Annotated in this window: 21 protein-coding genes; 13 read left to right on the top strand and 8 right to left on the bottom strand. The window is 55.9% G+C overall.

Translation table 11 applies throughout. The features are described from left to right. Positions 1-73 precede the first annotated feature (73 nt). The 10 genes from ACR0LH_RS19910 to ACR0LH_RS19865 all read left to right on the top strand — a co-directional run bounded on the left by ACR0LH_RS19910 (position 74) and on the right by ACR0LH_RS19865 (position 9,362). Entirely contained in the window at positions 74-343 is a 270-nt protein-coding gene (locus ACR0LH_RS19910; protein WP_245220702.1) for a WGR domain-containing protein, read from the top strand. 527 nt (positions 344-870) lie between these two features. Continuing rightward, positions 871-1,275 carry a DUF3768 domain-containing protein gene (locus tag ACR0LH_RS19905; protein ID WP_152460664.1) on the top strand — a complete coding sequence of 135 codons (405 nt, stop codon included), beginning with the start codon at positions 871-873 and terminating at the stop codon, positions 1,273-1,275. Between the two features lie 218 nt (positions 1,276-1,493). Then, the gene (locus ACR0LH_RS19900; protein WP_170417794.1) at positions 1,494-3,359 is read left to right on the top strand and encodes a ParB/RepB/Spo0J family partition protein; all 1,866 of its coding nucleotides are present in this window, start codon (positions 1,494-1,496) and stop codon (positions 3,357-3,359) included. 115 nt (positions 3,360-3,474) lie between these two features. Beyond that, positions 3,475-3,768 carry a type II toxin-antitoxin system RelE/ParE family toxin gene (locus ACR0LH_RS19895; RefSeq protein ID WP_170417791.1) on the top strand — a complete coding sequence of 98 codons (294 nt, stop codon included), beginning with the start codon at positions 3,475-3,477 and terminating at the stop codon, positions 3,766-3,768. Between the two features lie 5 nt (positions 3,769-3,773). Continuing rightward, a complete protein-coding gene (locus ACR0LH_RS19890; RefSeq protein ID WP_152460667.1) occupies positions 3,774-4,064 on the top strand; it encodes an addiction module antidote protein in 291 nt (96 codons plus the stop codon). A 22-nt stretch (positions 4,065-4,086) separates the two neighbouring features. Further along, positions 4,087-4,629: a hypothetical protein gene (locus ACR0LH_RS19885; protein WP_170417788.1), complete on the top strand. Its 543-nt coding sequence runs from the start codon at positions 4,087-4,089 to the stop codon at positions 4,627-4,629. A gap of 683 nt (positions 4,630-5,312) precedes the next feature. Further along, positions 5,313-5,513: a hypothetical protein gene (locus tag ACR0LH_RS19880; RefSeq protein ID WP_170417785.1), complete on the top strand. Its 201-nt coding sequence runs from the start codon at positions 5,313-5,315 to the stop codon at positions 5,511-5,513. A gap of 472 nt (positions 5,514-5,985) precedes the next feature. Then, a complete protein-coding gene (locus ACR0LH_RS19875) occupies positions 5,986-6,405 on the top strand; it encodes a hypothetical protein (protein ID WP_170417782.1) in 420 nt (139 codons plus the stop codon). Next, positions 6,402-8,237 (top strand): relaxase/mobilization nuclease domain-containing protein, encoded by a 1,836-nt coding sequence (locus ACR0LH_RS19870; protein ID WP_170417779.1) that lies wholly within the window; start codon positions 6,402-6,404, stop codon positions 8,235-8,237. Before ACR0LH_RS19875 ends, ACR0LH_RS19870 begins: the two co-directional genes overlap by 4 nt. Before the next feature lie 87 nt (positions 8,238-8,324). Continuing rightward, on the top strand, positions 8,325-9,362 hold the full coding sequence (locus tag ACR0LH_RS19865) for a hypothetical protein (protein WP_170417776.1): 1,038 nt from the start codon (positions 8,325-8,327) through the stop codon (positions 9,360-9,362). A 209-nt stretch (positions 9,363-9,571) separates the two neighbouring features. Here the strand turns inward: ACR0LH_RS19865 and ACR0LH_RS19860 are convergent, their stop codons facing one another. Further along, positions 9,572-9,988, bottom strand: coding sequence for a MerR family transcriptional regulator (locus tag ACR0LH_RS19860; protein WP_170417773.1), 417 nt, complete (start codon positions 9,986-9,988; stop codon positions 9,572-9,574). Positions 9,989-10,062: 74 nt separating this feature from the next. On the opposite strand from ACR0LH_RS19860, the gene ACR0LH_RS19855 reads away from it, so the two are divergent. The 3 genes from ACR0LH_RS19855 to ACR0LH_RS19845 all read left to right on the top strand — a co-directional run bounded on the left by ACR0LH_RS19855 (position 10,063) and on the right by ACR0LH_RS19845 (position 11,818). After that, positions 10,063-10,692, top strand: coding sequence for a cation efflux transmembrane domain-containing protein (locus ACR0LH_RS19855; RefSeq protein WP_170417770.1), 630 nt, complete (start codon positions 10,063-10,065; stop codon positions 10,690-10,692). 74 nt (positions 10,693-10,766) lie between these two features. Next, positions 10,767-11,234 (top strand): DUF411 domain-containing protein, encoded by a 468-nt coding sequence (locus ACR0LH_RS19850; protein WP_170417767.1) that lies wholly within the window; start codon positions 10,767-10,769, stop codon positions 11,232-11,234. Positions 11,235-11,395: 161 nt separating this feature from the next. Then, entirely contained in the window at positions 11,396-11,818 is a 423-nt protein-coding gene (locus tag ACR0LH_RS19845; RefSeq protein ID WP_170474328.1) for a c-type cytochrome, read from the top strand. 214 nt (positions 11,819-12,032) lie between these two features. On the opposite strand, the gene ACR0LH_RS19840 is transcribed toward ACR0LH_RS19845, so the two are convergent. From ACR0LH_RS19840 to ACR0LH_RS19810, 7 genes are all read right to left on the bottom strand, one after another. Then, entirely contained in the window at positions 12,033-13,925 is a 1,893-nt protein-coding gene (locus ACR0LH_RS19840; protein WP_170418000.1) for a type IV secretory system conjugative DNA transfer family protein, read from the bottom strand. Further along, positions 13,918-14,076: a hypothetical protein gene (locus tag ACR0LH_RS19835; RefSeq protein WP_170417997.1), complete on the bottom strand. Its 159-nt coding sequence runs from the start codon at positions 14,074-14,076 to the stop codon at positions 13,918-13,920. Before ACR0LH_RS19835 ends, ACR0LH_RS19840 begins: the two co-directional genes overlap by 8 nt. 12 nt (positions 14,077-14,088) lie before the next feature. After that, positions 14,089-15,102 carry an ATPase, T2SS/T4P/T4SS family gene (locus ACR0LH_RS19830; protein WP_170417994.1) on the bottom strand — a complete coding sequence of 338 codons (1,014 nt, stop codon included), beginning with the start codon at positions 15,100-15,102 and terminating at the stop codon, positions 14,089-14,091. Between the two features lie 205 nt (positions 15,103-15,307). Next, complete coding sequence (locus ACR0LH_RS19825) at positions 15,308-16,141, bottom strand: TraB/TrbI/VirB10 family type IV secretion system protein (RefSeq protein WP_170417992.1); 834 nt, start codon at positions 16,139-16,141, stop codon at positions 15,308-15,310. A gap of 11 nt (positions 16,142-16,152) precedes the next feature. After that, a complete protein-coding gene (locus ACR0LH_RS19820; RefSeq protein WP_170417989.1) occupies positions 16,153-16,833 on the bottom strand; it encodes a hypothetical protein in 681 nt (226 codons plus the stop codon). Next, positions 16,833-17,648, bottom strand: coding sequence for a TrbG/VirB9 family P-type conjugative transfer protein (locus tag ACR0LH_RS19815; protein ID WP_170417985.1), 816 nt, complete (start codon positions 17,646-17,648; stop codon positions 16,833-16,835). The genes ACR0LH_RS19820 and ACR0LH_RS19815 overlap by 1 nt, the downstream gene beginning before the upstream one ends. Beyond that, positions 17,648-18,292 carry a VirB8 family type IV secretion system protein gene (locus ACR0LH_RS19810; protein WP_170417982.1) on the bottom strand — a complete coding sequence of 215 codons (645 nt, stop codon included), beginning with the start codon at positions 18,290-18,292 and terminating at the stop codon, positions 17,648-17,650. The genes ACR0LH_RS19815 and ACR0LH_RS19810 overlap by 1 nt, the downstream gene beginning before the upstream one ends. Between the last annotated feature and the right edge of the window lie 13 nt (positions 18,293-18,305).

The raw sequence follows: 18,305 nt of genomic DNA, 5'->3' as shown, positions 1-18,305 counted from the left end.
GAATGTTTTCATCACGGTTCTGAATCCTTGCCAATTGACTGTTCCAGCAAAGTCATTGGACAGACGAGCTTTATTGATCGACAATCGCGTCATGGAGCTGACAGACACCACACCTGTGCACCTGATCCATGTGGACCCTGAGATCAACATGGCGCGGTTCTATGGCATCGAGTTGCAGCCGACGTTGTTTGGGGAGGTTTCAGTGCTTCGTACCTGGGGGCGTATTGGCACGAACGGGCAAGCCATGATGGTGACGTATGATGACGAAGCCCTGGCTAGTGAAGCGCTCCACAATCTCGAAAAGCAAAAGCTCCGTCGAGGGTATGTTCCGGTCGGTGAGTGACTTCGGGCTGCAGTCTGTTTCTGTGGCAAATCCCGAGCCTTTCGGCTCGTGAGCAGGCTCTAGGTTTCAGCCGACGTATCGGCTTCCACCCAGAACACCCCAGAATGATCTCCCTGTCCCAGTAGCCCCTGACCCGTCTCTTGCGAGCCGGGGCAGGGGCTTTGGGTCATGGTCGGTCCATGCCGTGGTGATCTGCCCATTCGGGTGACGGTCCCTTTTGCGCTCACGCAGGATCAGAGATCCTTTGTCCTTTCCTTGTGGGTCAGGCGGGATTTGGACAAGCCAAACGCTACCTTCCGTAAGGGGGAAGGCGCGGCCTCCCCCCTCGGACAAGACAAATAGACAATACCGTGTCCTCGCGCGCCTGCGCTGCGGGCCGCACCACTCTTGTCGATTGGTCCTGTCTCGCCCCTCTCCGCGTTCGCCACGGGGCAGGTTTTAGAGACGACGCCCTTTCAGGGCTCGGCTCAAAACCAGCACCAAAGGGGATCAACCCCAGAGGTCGCACCACAAAAGGAGAGACGGTTTTGGACATTGAAAAGACAAAAGACATCGACACTGACACCAGCCTGCAGGCGGCAGAGATTGCGACCCAGAATGACCTATTTCGGAAAGCGCTGATCGATCCGACTGCGGCAATCGAGATGCATTCTAAGGGAATTCAGGGTCAGGTATTTGTCACGCCCGGCGTGTCAGGTGAAGGGATGGAGTTCCAGACTGCAGCTTTGGCAGCGGTGGCGTCGGATGACCAGTTTGACGAGGGCAATGACCCCTATGGCGATCACACCTTTGGGGCGGTGACAGTCCGTGACCAGAAGCTGTTCTGGAAGATCGATCTTTACGACACGGACTACACGTATGGGTCCGACCGGCCGTTTGACACGTCAGTGACGCGCCGCGTTCTGACCATCATGTGCCCCAGCGAATACTGATCTCAATCCCAAACCGGAAAGGAGGTGAACACCATGAGCAATGAAATCTTGCAGCAACGTATCGCAGAAGCGTGGGCGCTAATCAGGAAGGGCGACAATTTCCACATCGCGCGCCGCTTCCTGATCCAACACGCAGCCATCTAAACGGCTCCGCTCTACCCCGGAAGGGGTAGGGCACCCTTAACACGATCTCAAACACTCAAACAAGGATTTGCCCCATGAGCAAAGTCGAAACATTCACCGCACCGGAAACCATCGAAACCGTATCCCTGTCCGATCTCTACCTGTCTGACATCAACCCACGACAGGAGGTTGGTGAGGAAGGTATTGCACTTCTGGCCGACAGTTTGGTTATGTGTGGCTTGATCCAGAACCTCAGCGGGTTGCGCGATACCGATGGCAAAGTCGCAATCGTTGCCGGTGGTCGCCGCCTACGGGCTCTGAACATCGCCGTGACTGAGCGCGCTGATCTGGCACAGGTTCCCGTTAAGGTCACGGACAATCCCTTCGTGGCTGAGCAATGGGCCAATGCGGAGAACACCGCCCGTGAAGAACTGGACCCTGTGGACGAGGTCCGTGCTTATGGCAAAATGGCCGAGAAATCTCTGTCTATTGCCAAGATCAGCAATGCGTTTGGCGTGACCGAATCCCATGTGCGCCGCCGCCTCGCGCTTGCCAGTCTGCCCGCCGCCGTTCTGGATGCGCTCAAAGCCGGTGAGATCAGCATGGGGCTGGCCAAGGCCATGACCGTCAGCACCGAAGAAGAGAAAATTCTGGAGGTTCTGGAACGGGCCAAAGAATGTCGGTGGTTCAGTGAGCATGATGTCAAACAGGCACTGACGTCGGAGGCTGTTAGCAGCACTAGCCGCAAGGCCGTATTTGTCGGGCAGAAGGCTTATGTTGAGGCGGGCGGCACCGTCACCGCTGATCTGTTTGCCGATGAAACCCTATTCAATGAAGGCGCGTTACTGGATCGTCTGTTTGCCGAGAAACTGGCGGTAGAAGCGGAAAAACTGCGCGACGCGGAAGGCTGGGACTGGGTGGACACCCATGAGGAAAGCTACATTCCCTATGGGTTCTCGGGTACGAAAGACATGCACCGTTTGGACATGGTGAGCCGGGACTTCACCGAAGGACAGGCCGAACGGTATGACGAACTTGCCGAACTCTATGAGGGTGAGGCTCTGGACGCGGATGGTGAAAAGGAGCTGGCCGCGCTTGAGGACTATACGGCGCCGTTCTATTCTGACGCGCAGCGCAAGCTGTCCGGCGTGTTTGTCTATGTCACCAACAATGGCGAGATCAAAACATCCCCGGCCTATGTCGCGGCGGAACATGTTCAGGCTGCCATTGAGGCTGGTGTTCTGGCCCCGGTCAAAGAACCGGAGATCAAGGAAGAACCAAAACCAGTTTATTCGCAGAAGTTCATCGACGACATGGTGGCGATCCGGCTGGCAGCGGTTCAAACGGCCCTGCTGGACAAGCCTGATTATGTGTTGAGCCTGTTTGCTTTCTTTGCCACCCCGGCCTCCGGTCTGAGCAGCAATCTGTTTGGGTTTGGCTATGGTGGTGCCGAGCGGAACACACCCGAGATCGATGACCAGTTCATCCTCGACCCGCGTCTTGGCGGAGAACGGGATGAAGCGGCACAGGCAGCCTATGACCAGTTCCACGAGATTGCCGCACAAGGCAGCGTGGAAGCGTTCAAAGCGTTTCGCGATCTGGGCAAGAAGACCCGCAATGGTGAGATCACGGGTTTTCTGGCCCGGCGGTTTCTGACCCAACGCCCGGAGTTCATGGCGGAGATCGAGGCTGAGATCGAGGCTGACATGCGCGCGATCTGGACCCCTTCGGCTGAAAACTGCTTCAAGCGTCTGAAAGGCTGGCAGCTGGATGATCTCTACAAAGACCTGCTGGACCTGCACATCGACGCCGACATGTTCAAAGCCTTCGCGAAATCCAAAAAGGGTGCCAAGAACGAGGCGCTGCACAAGCTCTTCAATGATCCAGAGCATCAAAAGGCACTGGGCGTGACCGAGGCACAGAAAGCCCGGATCGATGCATGGGTGCCGGATTGCTTCTGAAACTGGCAGGGCAGGGCGCAACGCGCCCTGCTTTTCAGCAATGATTTTTGATTTTAGTTCAATGGTATAGGTTGTTTTGACTTGAAAGGTTGTAGCCTGTAGGCTACATATAGGTATGATAGAAATTCGTAAGACGGACCTGTTCGACAAGTGGCTCAAGGGCCTGAAGGACCAAAGGGCGAGAGCCAGGATCTTGGTTCGCATCACGCGGTTGAGCCTGGGCAATCCCGGTGATGTGAAACCGGTTGGTGAAGGTGTGAGTGAACTGCGTATCTCCGAAGGGAAGGGGTATCGCGTTTACTATGTGTCGCGCGGTGACGTTTTGATCGTTTTGCTGTGCGGGGGAGACAAGTCATCCCAGCAAGCCGACATCAAAACCGCCAAGGCGATGGCAAGAGAGTTGGAGTGAAAAACATGGGTGTCAAAACAACGAAGTTTGAAGCGGCTGACTATCTGGACAGCCCGGAAGCCATTCAAGCCTATCTTGAAGCGGCTTTTGAAACCAGCGACACGGCGCTGATCGCGTCGGCACTTGGCGATGTTGCCAAGGCCAAAGGTATGTCGAGTGTGGCCGACAAATCTGGTCTGTCTCGGGAAAGCCTCTACCGCGCACTTAGCGAAAATGGCAATCCCGAGTTTGGCACGGTGCTGAAAGTGCTGAGCGCTGTGGGTGTGACGCTCACCCCGAAAATGCACGTGAATTAACCCACTTTAAAGGCTATCCACCATGTCCACCGATGCAGCTCCGTCTACGGTTGAAAAAGCCGCCCGCCGCGTCTGGAAATCCGCGCAGATGTTCGTCGGGTTTCATACAGACCAGAAGGGCAAGCCGCGCACACAGCCGAAGCTCTGGCCGCCAAAAAACGGGAGCGCGTCGATCCATGGTGATCCCAGCGCGCAGGAGGCCATCGTGGTCGTCAAAGCCGCTGATCCGGACGAGGTACAGGACGTGCAGATCAAGCTGCACCCAAACCGCATTGTTGTGCGCCGCGATGCAGATGCCTGGTGGCAGGGTGTCGCTGTAGATGAGCATACCGTGACGGTCCGAATGGCCGACAACACGATCATCGAAATCCGCCATGACGGATCGGTGAAGCGGCGCTCGGCAGAGGACGAAACCCATGTTGAAGCAGATGGCAGCATCTTCAAGTTCACGGAATTTGCCGAGGCGCATATGACGGGTGACGGGGTGGAAATGACCCGCCGCACAGAGGATCGCATTGCCACGATCACAGCTGACGGTGTTGTCGATCGCGCGCGCAAGCGTTAGCCTGTAAAGAATACCTCCAGATTTTCCTTTGGTTAAACTCGTGGCCCGCTTCGGTGGGCCTTTTTCTTGGCGTACTCATCACTGTATCTGCCCGTGCGCCGGTCTCGCCCCGCGACAGCGCTTGAGAGAGTTCTTGCGGATTACCGGGGCGTCCTACCGAACCCGCCAATCCAAATTGAGTCCGGCTGTTTACCTGATCCGCACAAGCACGGACCAGGGCCGGACCGTCCGGTCTTTGGCCTCCGCCAGTTGGATAGGGCGGTTTGCACCGTCCGTCATTCTTCATCCTTTGCGACGACGGTCATACCGACCCAGAAGGGCAACCCCCAACTTAGAACTGAGCGCCGCGCCTGTGTCGGATCGAGGTGATGTTGCCGCCATCAAAGACATCGTTTTGTTCAGATGTTCCGCGCGCAGCGATCCCAGAAAGCCTTGCCTTTCACCAGGTCTGACAGTTTCAAGTACGTTGCCGGAGAAGATCCTCGGCTGCGGTGTTTCTGAAGGGATGAACATAAGCGGGCAGTCGGGGAAGACGCGCGGCGCCCGGGCCGGGCGCCGCGCTTCAACAAGGAATGTCCCCTGCGCCTGCGGCGCATTCCGCGCGGATCAAATTCCCTGCTGACATCCCCTTGATGCCCGCTTTTCCCTTGTTCATCGAAACACGCCATAGCGAGGATCAAACAATGGCAACTCAAACTCTGAAACTGAGCGTCAAGACCGGTGAAAAAGAAGGCAAGACATTCTGGGATCGATGCGGGGTGCTCTTCGTCAATACCGATGAGACCGGCACCATCACCTCGATCCAGGTCAAGCACAGCATGTTCCCTGGCGTTGAGATGGTGGCCTTCCCGAAGCGCACCGATGACGATCCCGTCACCGAATGACGGGAGGGCAGGGCGGCGCAAGCCGCCCTTTCTTCTGCTCCGGCCGCAGGCCGGACCACATATGCGCCACAGGTGGCGCGCGGTCCTAAGACCGGGCAGGGGTGCCGACCTGCCCCAATGCGGCAGCAGACAACCCTGCCACACCCGCCGCGAAAGCGGCGGGACATTGAGCGCGCTGAGGCGCGCGGAAAATGCCATACTGACCTTGAACGTGCCGGTATGTGACGGGCGCTGTTCGGGCAGCTCCCGCTTTGCGTGATTGCCCTGCGCCGGTCCACCGGCACCCACGCCTGCTGGCTGGAAAAGGGGCAGGACCCTTTTCCCGGCGTGGAGATTGCCTCCAAGAGCAAAACTGTTCCGGGGGCAATTTGAGAAAATACGGATTTCTAAAATCACCCCCGGTTTCCTCTTGGAGAGTATGACAGGATAAGGTAGTTGTGTTACAAGTCATAAAAACAACCAGAGGTATACATTGAGCAAGCCCGGCGACACCACTGTCTTTTCCGTTCGATTGCCGTCAGATGCGTTGGTGCGTTTGGAGGAGGCCGTGCAGTCGCTTGGGGCCAAGAGCCGCAACCAGATCATCCAACGACTGATCTATCGTCTGATCGGGTATCTCGATCCTGACCCGGCCGTTGTCGATCTCTGGCAGACGCACTTGCGGCAGGTTCAGGGTGGATACACCAACCTCAATCAGCTCGCAAAATCGGCCAAACGCGGTTCGGTGATCTGGACCGATGACGACCGGCGCGATGTCGAAAACCTCCATCGTGCGATCATCCAGCACCGGCAAGACCTGAAGGCGCTGATCACCGCGGCCCGCCGAAACCGAGAGCCAGACTCCGCCATTCGCCGAATCTTGCGCGACGATGAGAGGACATCTGAAGCATGAACGTCGCGGCTCACAATTTGACGGCAGGGGACTTTCTGGAGCTAGCCTTCCGGGAAGCGCAGAAGGGTATCGATCGGTCCAAGCAGATCAGCCAGCAGCTGCAAACCGCCAAGCGCATGAAGTTCATGATCTCGCGGGCCTCATCCATCAAGGCGCGGCTTGGTGCTGTGGTTGGAAAGCCCGAGGCGGTTGTGAAACACGTCCGCAAAGGTGGGGTGAAAAAAGCGCATGAGCTGCGCCGCCAGATCAATTACCTGACCGTCAGGGCAGAGGGCGTGTTGGACATCCGCGACAATGGTGTGACCCCGCTCGATGCCGATCAGGTGAGTGATCTGATCGAGACCTGGGCCGAGGATTTCAACGGGAAAACCAACTATGGTTATACCCGTCACATGATCGTTTCTTTTCCCGAAGGCACCTATCCGGATGCCGCGCATGAGGCCGGTTTGGACTTCGCGGATCGCCTGTTTGGGAGCGGTGATTTTGGCGATACCTGGGACTATCTGACCGTGTTCCACAACGACACTGACAACCCCCATGTCCACATCGTTGTGAATAACCGAGGCGTGGAACATGGGCAGTGGTTGGCTATGGGTATGAGCAGCGACATGAACATCGACGTTCAGCGCTCTATCCAGGTTGAGGTTGCCGAAGGATACGGAATTGAGCTGACCGCAACGACCCGCCTTGAGCGCGGTTTGCGGCAGGAAGTTGAGACCGACACGTGGAAGGTTCAGGCCGGACTGTCTGTTGTTGAAAGCACTCCGGAGGTTGAAGTTACGGCCCGCGACATGGCCGGTGATGTGATGACACTCTCCATCGCAAGAATGTCGGATCTGTTTGATGAGCGCGCCAACGCTGTCAAAGACCGGATCGAAGAGTTTGCCATCCAACTCGTTGAAAGTGAGGAACCTATGGTATCGAGAATGGAACATCTGCTGGATCAAGCCCATCATTTTGATGATTACGGCGAGCCAGGAGACCCGTCTTATGTGTCGCCCGAAGTCATGAGCAACTTGCGGCGACACATCGAATTAGGCGGTTCTGAGGAAACAATCGCACCCGAGCTGAAGGCTCAGGTTGTTGCCCATATCAGCGACGTTCGGGACAACGAACAGAGCCATCCGTATCTGTCTGCCCTTGCTGATATTGTCGATGACAAGGCGTTCCAGTCGTCCGCTGATTATGCCCCGGCAGCACGCCGGTACGAGGTCTATATACAGGACACCTTGGGCAAGGGGGCCTATGAGGACTTCCAGACTCAGACCAAAGAATTGCTGCAATCCATCGACAAGATGGAAGGGCTGGCCCGTGAGGTTGACGACCCTCATCTGCGTGTCGCTATGGATATTCAAATTGGCGAGTTGAAGGGCGACGTTGCGGACCTGCGCACCAACGATCCGGACCTTCAAGCCTTCATCATCGAGGACCGCCGCTATTCAACGATGATGGGAATGGGCACTGCCGAAATGGATGTCTTGGATTATTCAGAGGCCGGCAAGTGGGCAGCGATCCGCAAAGAAGTCACCGACACGGCCAGCAGCTACGGCCTCGATGGCGAGGCGTTCGTTGCCCGCTTTGGCGATCATCAGAACGTCACCCTGGGTACAACAATGGGATGGCGCAGCGACGACATTTCGACCGCCGCGGCCCACTTCCAGGCGCAAGGATTACCCGACAGCCACGACCGCGCTGAGGCCGTTGTTGACGAGCTGCACCAGCTTGCGTCTTCCAGGATCATCGCAATCTCAGAAGAACTTTCAGACGTTCACGCCCACGCAACGCACCCGCTCTTGCAGGGGCGCGGTGACGATGACGGGCACAGCTTGTAAGGACTTTAACCGGTCTGCCTGATGCGCGCGCCAACGCCCCAGGCAGACCCATCACAGAGTTTTCCATCAACTCGCAAAGGAAAAACTATGGTTTCGCGTACAGACTATCTTTTGAACGAAGTCGAACACTTCGCACCCTATTCCAGATTTGATCAATCCGCCCCGCGTGAAGATCGCGTTTCAGAGCAGATCGACATCATCAGGAAAGAACAGCAGGCGATGGGCTTTGATCGTGCAGCCATCGCCTCAAACAGCTTCGACATCGAGGACCAGGCCAACCGCCGTGTTGACGAACATACTGCGCAACAAGATCTGGTCGAAGAATTCAAAATCGAATTTGAAGCTGCGGAGCGGTCAGGGGAGCCGGTTGATCTGAACGATATGCAGGCTTTGGTTTCTCAGCACATGAGTGATGCTCAGGAATACGATCTGTATCACCCTTACTATTCGTCCCTTGCGGATCTGAGTGGTGACAAGGATTTTCAGGAGTCCGACGACTACCAGTCGCCCGGTGATCGCTATGTTCAGTATATGCAATCCGCTTTGGGGGAGGCCATCTTTGAGAACTACGAGCAGCAGACCAAGGACATCGTGAACTCCATCGAGAACATGGAGGCTCTTGCACGAGAGGTCGAAGATCCACACTTGCGTGCCGCAATGGACGTTCAGATCGGGGAGTTGAAAGGCGATGTTGCCGAACTGCGCCCATATGACACCGACCTGCAGGCATACACTTTGGCTGATGACAGCTACACCACATCCATGAATGCGGCCGAGTTGGACAACCTGGACCCCACGGAAGCCGAAAAATGGCTGGCTGTGCGTGATGACATTGTGGCGACCGCGCACAGCTTCGGTCTCGACGGAAGCAAGTTCCTGGCCCGCTACAACGATCATGACAGCGTTTCAATCGGCACAACGGCGACTTGGAAAGACGCGGACATTTCCACCGCTGCCGCCCATTTCAACAGCCAAGGCGTTCCGGACAGCTACGAGCGCGCGGAGGCCGTTGTTGGTGAGCTGCACCAAGTTTCATCCAGCAAGATTGCCGCCGTGGTGCAAGAGATTGCCCATACCCGCGAACAGGCTACCCACGTCCATGAGTATGATGGACACAGTCTTTAACCACGGAGGACATGATAGATGATTGTTCGCGCCGGTGAATGTGTTGCCGGGAACAGCGAGACCACCGGGTTGGAGTAATGTGGGGTCTGTTCCGATTGGGACGGACTCTTGTCCTTGGACATTCCGGGCATTCGCTGCACCACGTTTGAATAGGCAAGAAGCGGACAAAACAGTCTTTCGCTGGGACTAAAGCAATGTCCGCTCATAGTTTAGTGATCGTGGTGACAGAGTTTATGATCGGCAAGAGACGCGAGCACATAGCAGTTCTCTGACACTCCTTCGTCATCACAGCCCTTCGAAATCCGAACCAGCTCTTTTTCAAGAGCCCGTAGTCGTTTGATCTTTGCTCTTACTTCGGAAAGTTGTGAGACGGCGATGTCCGTTGCGGCTTGGCATGAACGATCCGGGTGGCCTTGAAGCACAATCAATTCGGAGATCGCTTCAATTGAGAAACCAAGATCGCGTGCATGCTTGATGAAACTGAGACGCTCTAGCCCTGCCACATCGTAGCGCCGTTGGTTGCCTTCGGTGCGTTCTGGTGCGGCAAGCAGGCCCATTTCCTCATAGTAGCGGATAGTCGGAACTTTGACCTTCGTGCGCTTGGAAAGCTCCCCGATAGAAAACATGAAAATACCTCTTGAACCTCTAGTAACTAGAGACACTACACTATGGTCACGACAGATACAAAAAGGGCTTCCCAATGTCAGCATGTTGCGGACACAACGCCAAATTCGACGGCGTATCAGACGACTACAAAAGGAGGCTGTGGATTGTCATTGCTCTGAACGCGGTGATGTTCGTCGTCGAGATGACTGCCGGTCACTATGCAAAGTCTCAGGCACTTCAGGCCGACGCTCTAGACTTCCTTGGGGATGCTTTGACCTACGGTATCTCGCTGGCAGTGATCGGGGCTTCAATCCGTGCACGCACCAATGCCGCTCTGGCGAAAGGGGTGAGCTTGCTGCTGATGGGTCTTTGGGTGTTTGGATCGACCGTGTACCGGGTGTTCTATGTCGGAGTGCCGGAGGCCGAGATCATGGGCATCGTTGGCTTTTTCGCTCTTATGACCAATCTCGCAAGTGTTCTCTTGCTCGTCCGTTACAAGGACGGCGATGCAAATGTGCGCTCTGTCTGGCTATGTTCGCGTAATGACGCCATTGGCAATGTGGCCGTTATGTTTGCAGCTTTAGGCGTCTGGGGCACAGCTAGCGGTTGGCCTGACCTGATTGTTGCGGCGGTCATGGCAACGTTGTTTCTTTCCTCTGCTTTCCAGATCGTGCGCCAAGCGCTCGCCGAGCGTCGGGAAGTTGGCGAACATGAGCATGTTTGACGTGGATTATGACCTTTGATCTCGAATGATACGAAATCGGCTCAATTTAGTTGGAAATACCAAGGACTCTCGCCATGAACCTGAAACGCCGCCAAGTACTGACTTACGCCGCTGGCTTTGCCAGCACAGTACCATTTGCCGCGTTTGCGCAAGACACGCCTTCCGTCCGTGTTCTCAAGGATCCGAACTGCGGCTGTTGCCAGGTTTGGATCGACATCCTGCGGCAGGAAGGCTTTCGCATTACCGAGGAGCGCAGCTTTGGAACACAGCTTGTCCGCCACAAATTGGACAACGGCATTCCCGAAGAAATGATGTCCTGCCACACAGGCGAGATCGATGGCTATATGATCGAGGGGCATGTGCCGGTTGCAGACATTCGTCGTCTGCTGGAGGAGCAACCCAGTGCTGTTGGACTTGCTGTTCCTGGCATGCCCTACGGTTCCCCTGGGATGGGGCCGGAAGATCGTCGTGAGGCCTACGACGTGTTTTTGATCCTCAAGGACGGTAGCACCGAGGTGTTCAAGAGTTACGAAGCGGCCTGAGGCGACGTTCATCGAGCGGAAACAGTAAGGAGGAGAAGATGACGAAGCTTGGATTACGCACTCTTACCTTAAGCGTTCTGTCTATCACCATTGCTACAGTGGGTTGCGCACAACAACAACGAGGAGATTGGTGGGGTCACGGGCCAATGGGATCTAACCACATGAGGTCTGAGCACATGCGTGGTTGGGGGCACGGCAATATGGGGCCTGGCCAGCAGCAGCGCATGCAACGACATTGGACGTATATGAACGAGGACGTGCCCGCAGCCTACCGCGGGGCTCGGAGCACCATTCGTGCAACGCCCGAGAATGTTTCGGAGGGCAAGACGCTATATACGGAAAACTGCGCAAGCTGTCATGGAGCTGAGGGTTTGGGCGATGGTGAAGCCGGACGTTCGCTCGCGCCCTCTCCCGCTCTCCTACGATGGTTCGTTCAGATGCCGATGTCGGGGGACGAGTACCTTCTTTGGGCAATTTCCGAGGGCGGCGAACGCTTCGGAACAGACATGCCAGCCTTCAAGGAAGCGCTGAGCGAAGAAGACCTTTGGAAGATCATCGTTTATATGCGTGCGGGGTTCCCTTGATCTGTCGTCAATCTGTTGGTTTTTGATGAGTGTTTTTGCTGTCGATACTATGACGACAATTCTCAGCAGGCATAAAGCTGACAATGCGCCATTCTAGTAAGCTTCACGGAAGCGGACATATATGTAAGTCGCAGCACGAGCAGGTTAGGGCTCTCTCCTGCCGTTCTCTGCATATTGAAGTAAGGTCCGGTTCGGCCGCGTCCTGTTACCCCCGTCAAGTGAAGGCGCTACTTTCAGCCCGTTTGGCTTTCATTTTCTCCATCGCCATATCTTTCGCTGACCGACTTTTCCGCTTTGCGACCGTGCGCTGCGCATCAAATGCCGCCTGAAGTTCCTGGTCTTTTTCAGAAACCTCTTTCACCGGGGCAGGGGCCGGATTCGCATCCGCCAGAGCCTTTGCCGTGTCCCTGGCCTGTTCTTCAGCAAGATCCAGATGTGTACCTTTGATCTTTGGAGCATCACCCCCAAGGAACTGCATGAAATAGGGATCTTCGAAGTATCGGATCTTGTTTGCAATCACCGGCATCTTGCCTTCGCGGATCAGCACAACTTCATTTTCAGGCAATCGGCCAACGTGTTCGGGCCGGAGCAGGCGAATGCCTTCTTCACGCTCTGATATGCTGCCCATTTCCATCTTGCCGAGTGCTCGAGACTTCGACTTGCTTATGACCGTTTTGTCCCCGATGGACCTGGACACATGTTCGCGTACTTCGGAATCCTCTGAGGCGGCAAACATCTGGGTTCCAGCGTTTGCCAGCATCGCCCGCACACCCTCGTGCCCATAAATGTCCTGTAGGCGCGACAGTGTTTGCGAAATCACCACGAGCCTGCCCCCGAACGATCGCATGGTGTCATAGGCTTCAACAACGCGCTCAAGATGGCCGAGGCGTTGGAACTCATCGAGCAGCATCAAAACCTTGAACGGCTCATCTTCGCCCGGCTCAACAGTTTCGATGGTGTTCACCAGATCGAGGAAGAACAGGCGAATGAGCGTCCGGAACTCTTTGACCTTTTTCCCTGGCACGGAAAAGTAGATCGAGCTGGGGCGCCGACGCAGATCTTCAAAGTTGATGTCATTGCCCTGCGTGGCTCTTGCTACCGACGGGTTGCGCCAGAGCTGCAGGCCGGAGTTCAACATAACCGAAATCGTTGACCGCAGGATTTTGGATTCTTCGGCTGCAAGATTCAGAAACTCATCTGCAGCTCGCGCATATCCAACTTCTTCAGCCATTTTCTCATAGTCCTTTTGCTTGGTCGTTTTGACCAGGCGCAGGACTTCGGAAATGTATGGCCGCTTTCTTTTGATCGCCAGCATCGCCATTGCGCAGAACATGCCTTCAACACCACCCATAAAGCCCTGCGCGGACGAGCTGGGCGTGTCGAACATCTGAGTTGCAACCTGAATCACTTCTTCCCATCGCCGGTCCAGATTGTCGGCACGTGCTGCGCGGCGCAGAGGGTTGTAGCTGTGGCTTTTGTCGGGGTTCTCGGGGTCGAACACAAAAACCTCATCGCCCATTGCTGCCCGACGCGCGCCGGTTGTCTGGAAAATCTCGCCCTTGATGTCCAGGACGACGCAAGACCCATTGAAACGCAGGACATTCGGGATCACAAAGCCGCTGGTTTTGCCCGAACCAGACGGGGCAATGAACATCGCGTGCGGCTTTTGGACACCGGGGCCGGGCTTATAGTAGATCGCGTTTTTGTCCTTTGGCTCACCAAATTTGGCAAACACGATTTCACTATCCAATTTGTCTTTGAGCTTCAGAACCGACGCATAGCCTTCCTGGACGAGCTGAGGGGCCTTTGCAAAGGTCGCATCACCGTATTTCGTTGAGGGACCACGCAGCGCAGCCGCCACAAATGCAAAGGTCAAAACACCCACTGCGACCACCGCCACCAGACCCATGATCTGCTGCGTCTCTGCAGGCTGTGCCATGAACTTCTCTGGGATCGCCCAGATGTCCAGCCCGCGAAAGCCTCTGGTGTTGATGTATTCGAGCGCCAGCCCGACCACCAACACCGCGCAAGCCGAGGTAGCGATAAAGCCCATAGTACCGGCTATCGCGACCTTCTTGCCTTTGGGTAGATCCTGAAACTCAGCCATCGGTCAGCTCGCGTTTGAAGAAGCACACGATGCCAAATTCTGCACGTGCGACACCAACCATTTCCCAACCTTCTTTGCCCAGCTTTGCGAATTTCTCGCTGGCGTCGTCGCATTCCGAAAAAGGCACGTCTCGGTACTCGAATTTCTTCATCTTTGTACTCCTTCAATTCAGTTGTTCAGCAGTCATCAGAGGCGGGAAGATCACGCCGTTGACCTTCCGTTCGTCCCCGATTTTCTTCATGTGAACGATCATGTGAATGGTGGCCCGGATGTCATCGACCACTTCTGACTTTTGAACGGTCGGAGATCCGCGACGCACCATTTTGCTCATCCGTCCAATGGCATCTACGGGCGAGTTCGCGTGCATGGTGCAGACAGATCCATCGTGGCCGGTGTTCACCAGTTCCAAGAACATATTCGCGTCGTCGCCTCGGATTTCACCGCAGACGAGGCGGTCAGGCCGGAGGCGAAGCGCCGATTCCAGCAGCTTTGTTGGTGATCGAGGGCCATCTTCTTCGGAACGGTCGGCAAGCAGATCGACAGAATTGGGTTGCTCGATGTCCAACTCGGCCACTTCTTGAATCGTCACGATCCGTTCGCCCGGATCGACGCGCTTCAGCATTGCATTGAGGACAGTGGTTTTGCCGGACGAGGTGCCCCCGGCAATGATCACGTTCCATTTGCTAAGCATTGCAAGGTCGGCCAGCTCGTCAAAGTTCATTGTTCCGTCAGCGAGAACAGCCCGAGCATTTTCAAGCGCGCTATGATCGTTGTTTTCTGCCAACGCCGCCTCTTTGCTGGCGAAGCTGAACGCGCCCAGATCGACGTTTTTCACGCGCAGGAGACGGATCGCAACGGACCCCACGCCGGTTGTTGCTGGCGGAATCACGACCTGAACCCGCGCTTTACCCTGCTGTGTCGGCACGTTGGCCGTCGCAATCGGCTTCTTTTCTCCGAATGTTACATCGCTGAAACCGGCCACGCAGCGCCCGATGTTTTCTACATCGTCTCTGTTCAGAGTGATGTCTGTCCTGGTCATGTGCGTTGTGCCCATTTCTTCGACCCAGACCGATCCGTCAGGGTTCACAGAAATTTCGCTCAGGCTTTCATCGTGTAACAGATGCTCGATCTTGCCTGTATAGTATTCCAGAAGGCTATTCCCGTTCCGCCCGCTCATGTTCTTGTCCTTGGTAGAGCACTTTTTGGAACACTGGAGGTTGCCTTCGCTGCATCTCGGCTTTGCCTCGAACACGAAGGCATCCACATAAGATTCATTGCTTCCAAAAAGTGCTGAATTTGCTTCAAAAAAGGCCGCTACCGCACTCGATCATGCTGGCAGCGGCCGGAAAGACCGCTGAGGCGGTCGGCTCATTGGCTCGCTCTCAGAAGCTATCGAACACAACGTCGCGCTGCAGGATCGCGTTGATACGACTGCCCTGATCGACAAAGATTGTCGGAGTGATGCGCAGGTATTCATCAAGCGCCGCTGCCGTGGCGTTCTGCAGGTTAGACCCCACTTGGGTTGCCAGATCCGTTCTGACCGAGTTGTTGCTGTCGCTGTCAGACACCAGCGCCACAGGGGCAATACCGATGATGGACAACAACGCAGCCGTGCCGAACCGCTTCCCAAAGTGTGTGTTCACCCTGCCGGTCGCGCCGGTGCGGCCCTGTCCGTCCGTGCCAACTGAGCCGATCTGAGCGGAAAGGCCATCCGGTGTAATGACACGGCTCCAAACAATCATGATGCGCGTTTGCGCCAATGTCGTATCCGCTCGATACTCGCCATAGAGCTTCGATCCACGAGGCAGAAGCAAACGTGTGCCGTCCATCGAGTAGACGCCGCGTGTGATCGTTGCCACGACACTACCGGGCAGTTCCGAGCTGACCGCCCCACCGAATAGCGCCGACAAGACCGTGCCTTGCGTTAAGGTGCGCGACGGATCGTCAATGATCGAGGCCCCGACGATGGGTGGATATTCTTCGACCAGATTGTTTTGCCATGTCGTATTCGGGTTTTCCTGATAGCCGCGCTGTTCTTCAGGTAAGCGGGTGTCGTCTGGCTGGACTTGAACCGGCTGCGGCGCAGCAGGGAAGGGTTGGAAAATGACCGGCTGCGATCCACCATTGATCGGCTGGTAGTTTTGACCGGGTGCTTCCTGTGCCATCGCGCTTGACGCCAAAGCAACCAGGGCGAGGGTGAGTGCTGTTCTGTTCATCGTCAGCTCCATTAGTTTCTGCCGTATGGGTTTTCATCGAACACGATGCCGTCTGACTGGTTCTGGCGCTCGCGCATCCGCTTGAGTTCTTCAAGCCTGCGCCGCTCATCATCAGTCAGACCCGTAGTCTGCAAGTGGCTCATACTGGCGAGCGCCCGGGCCTCTGCATCAGCAACCGCCTGGGCAAGCTCAGTCTGAAACTTTTTCTCGCGCTCATCATATCTGACCTGAAGGCGTTCATTGGTCAGGTTCAGCGTTGCGATTTCACCGTCTTTTTCTGACAGCGAAACTTTGGCGTCCGTCAGCTCGTCTTGCAGATCGGAAATCCGGCCATTCTGTTGCTCGATTGTTTTCAGGGCTTGTTTCAGCCCTTCGGAATCGACCTGCGGCACTGCTACCGGTGTTGCCACCGCAATTTCCTCGGGCAAAGCCTCTTGTTCCGGCTCATCGACCTCTGGTCCCCGTGCGGTCAAAAGCCCGTATCGCTCGCCACCGCCTTGTTGCAAAGCGTCAACGCGGACACCCGTGTTGGTGCTTTTGTTTTCGTCGCCCATGACAAACCATACAAAGCCCAGGAACACCGCCCCTGCGATTGCAACAGTTATCAGCTTCTTTGGGTCGAACTTCTTCCGGACACGTTGCGACGGCTGTTCAGCCGCCGCCCGTGCCGCAATTGTCTGATCGCGGTTCATTACTTGCTGCCCCCCGGTTTAACTGTCTGTGAAGTGACGGGCCGACCGCTCACACTTGCCTGCTGAAACGCGTCGCCATCGTTTCGTACACAGATCGAAGTGTCCTCGATGCGCAGTGTCCAAAGATCTGAAAGGCCTTGCACCTGGATAATGCCGCGCTCTTTGACTGTGGTGTTCACCATCAGCTCGCGGCCATCAGGCAGGACACGGAAGATCCCCGGCAACTCCGCATCCTGCGGGATCTGCATATAGGTGTGAACGCCATCGTCCCACACGGCAGTAGGCGCGAAGTCAGCTTTGCCCGAGCGCGAGTAGTTTTGGTTGACGAAGCGGCCTGTTGGTTTCGGTTCGCTGCGCGCTACCGTGCCACGGCGCGTTGTAGTCCCGCCGCTGTTGTTTTTGTTGTAGAACGTGACCCGGAACGGAACACGTTTGCGTTCGGCGGCGCTCTCGGCCGGAACCAGATAGAAGTTGTATGTGCCGCGATTGGTCAGGACAGTCAGGTTTGAATCCGAGTTCAGGATTTCCGGCTTGAACGCAATAACGCGACCTTCCTGAAGGCGAGTGATCTGAAAACTTTCAGTGTCGCCCGCACCAATGCTGCGGACGGTTTCGCCCTGCGGAAAGTGAACATAGGTAATCAGGCGTTCACCCACAGGGATGCGGTACACCTGGTTCTCGACGTAATGGAAATGCGTGATGCGGTGATCCGCGTTCTTTCCGTCCGGTGTCGGTGTGATTTCAGCGAGCAGAGGCGTAGAGAATGCCAAAACTGCTGCGGCGGTGGCGGTGAGTGTTTTGAAAGAACGCTGCATCAGATGTCTCCCATTGCGTCTACGCGATAGTTGGTGACGACGAAGCCGAATGGATTTTCCAAAAGTTCGTCCATCGACGTCACGATTTTTTCCTCAAACCCATAGGTCACTGTGACCACGTAGCGGGCTGAGGCCGTTGCTTGGTTTGGAACGATCAGGGACTTGCGGATCTCGACCTGCACCGTCGCATCGTTGACCGGCGACACGCCCAGAATTTCGGTCTGCACCTTTGTCTTGGGCGTATAGATTTCGTCCGGATGGTTGTCGTTCGACCCGTCCCACAGTTCGCGGTAGGACGTTTCGGCCAGCTCATCAGAACGACGCAGCACCGATTTCAGGCGCTCGTTGTTGTCCTGGACATCATAGGTTTCCCGGTCGCGCACATAATTTGCGACTTCACGGAAGGCCATCGCCTCAGAAGGTTCCAGTTCTTCGACTTTTTCAGTCAGCAGGACCGGCAGTTTCGTGTCCGGATCAATGGAGAATGGCACCGCGCGGATTTCCTTCAAGGGAAGGAGCATCGCCCAACCAATCATAGAGGCCACGCCCATTGCCATGCCGACCATGCCGAATACCTGCCATTTGAAGGCATCGCGGCGTGCACCCAGAAAGAGTTCTTTTTCGTGATCTGTCACGTGTGACATCAGCTCAATACCT

The sequence above is a fragment of the Ruegeria sp. CL6 genome (genome assembly GCF_056536465.1).
This window is presented reverse-complemented; position numbering and strand designations above follow the sequence as displayed.